1 protein-coding gene is annotated in these 1,332 nt (G+C 58.8%); it reads right to left on the minus strand.

What is annotated here, in order from left to right; all coding sequences use genetic code 11:
* Nucleotides 1-94: 94 nt before the first annotated feature.
* On the minus strand, nt 95-625 hold the full coding sequence (locus A3A5_RS39175; RefSeq protein WP_018312752.1) for a lecithin retinol acyltransferase family protein: 531 nt from the start codon (nt 623-625) through the stop codon (nt 95-97).
* Nucleotides 626-1,332: the final 707 nt, after the last annotated feature.

Genomic DNA, 1,332 nt, shown 5'->3' on the forward strand with positions numbered 1-1,332 from the left:
GGTCGCCGTAGTCAAGGGCGTCATCGGCGTCTTGATCGTGGCGTTTGCCTTCTTGGAACTGTGGTCCCTCGCCGCATGCGCCTTTCCGCTGTTGTTATAGCGCCCTCAACTGCTGCCTGGGCACGCAGCCCTGCCTGCTCAGCCCGCCCATGCATTCGGTTCGATCCTGACCCAGCATGCCCGCCGCACTACAGAGTACACCCACAATAGCCAGCAGCGCACGCCATGGGTGGCTCAGCAGCGCCTCCACTTGCTCGCTGCGGCTCTCACCAGAGAGGCACCACGTGCAGAAGTGCTCGCAGTTGTTGGTGAGAAGGCGGTAATCGTCCTCTCCAAGCCGCGCCGTCGCGCGCCGTACGACTTCCGTCTGGATGTTCCTTGCCTGCGTGCCCGACTCGACGCGAAAGCCGAAGCCGTTGGCAAAACCTGCAAGGGTCGTCTTTTCGACTGGGCCGCAACGCAGGAAGCCTTTGAACCCGACATAGTGCACCACCTCGCCGTTTCCGACATAGATGCCATGGTGGACATAGCCACGGCGGTCCGTCTTCAGATGTGCGCCAGGAGGAATTTCCTCGGCGATTTCCGCTAGGCGCTGTGCGTGTTCGATGTGGTGATCGCCGCTCATCGTTTCCCCCTTGCTACCTTTATTGCGCTGATCGCTCTTGCCCCGGTGGCCCCAGCTAGCGTGCTGGATGCCCTGCTGCTGATGCCGGCAACTGGTACCCCATGTATGCCGGTAGTATCGTTCCCGGGCGGCGATGCCGGAATCAGCCGGTTCTGAAAAACGTTTAGGCTTGGTACCATGCTGTTTGTACGGCATCGCAACGGTGTTTGTCCGTCGCGCGTACTGCGCTGTCAGTGAAATCTGATACAACTGGTTGCGAGTTTCGGTTGAAGCGATCTGGCGGCGGTCAACGGAATTGGCAAGCAGGCGAGCAACTGATTGTGGGTTTCAAGCAGACTGAAGTTGCATTTGATCAGTAATGCATATGTTTCATGAAATGCATGAGTTGGCAAGACAGGCAACGCGAAGCGGAAGTCTGATTTGCGAAGTGATCGACATGGTAACGACGCGCGCGGCCATGGCGCAATGTGCCGGCGAAGTAGCGACAGGCCGCCCTGAGGGCCGCGATCAGCTGCGGCAGTAGTGCCTCAGGTTGATCATCGTGTAGGCGAGCGTCTTGAGCGCGTAGTGCACGGCACTGATGCGTTCGAAGCGCAGCAGCAGGCGGCGGAAGGGGCGTGGTTCAAAACACGCGATTTTTGCGTTACAGGGACGAGCTTAAGCAGCCTGCGTGAAACGCAGGAATGTTAAGGATTCCGATGCATAAT

This window comes from Cupriavidus sp. UYPR2.512 (assembly GCF_000379565.1).
Classification (GTDB): domain Bacteria; phylum Pseudomonadota; class Gammaproteobacteria; order Burkholderiales; family Burkholderiaceae; genus Cupriavidus.